This window comes from Shewanella sp. NKUCC06_TVS (assembly GCF_019345515.1).
Taxonomy (GTDB): Bacteria; Pseudomonadota; Gammaproteobacteria; order Enterobacterales; family Shewanellaceae; genus Shewanella; species Shewanella oncorhynchi.
Map to the genome: position 1 here is coordinate 1 of NZ_JAHKQX010000046.1, position 315 is coordinate 315.

1 rRNA gene is annotated in these 315 nt (G+C 51.4%); it reads right to left on the reverse strand.

The window, feature by feature from the left end:
* Positions 1-315: ribosomal RNA gene (locus tag KO531_RS22240) — 23S ribosomal RNA — on the reverse strand; the annotation flags it as partial.

The following is a 315-nucleotide window of genomic DNA, read 5'->3' on the forward strand; positions in this document are numbered from 1 at the left end:
ACCTTCTCCCGAAGTTACGGTACCATTTTGCCTAGTTCCTTCAGCCGAGTTCTCTCAAGCGCCTTGGTATTCTCTACCCGACCACCTGTGTCGGTTTGGGGTACGATTCCCACTAACCTGAAGCTTAGAAGATTTTCCTGGAAGCATGGCATCAACTACTTCAGTCCCTTAGGACCTCGTCATCAGCTCTCAGTGTGTACATTAAAGTACGTGTCCCCGGATTTGCCTAAGAACACCACCTACCACCTTAAACGCGGACTACCAACGCCGCGCTAGCCTAGCCTTCTCCGTCTCTCCATCGCAGTTAGCGGAAGT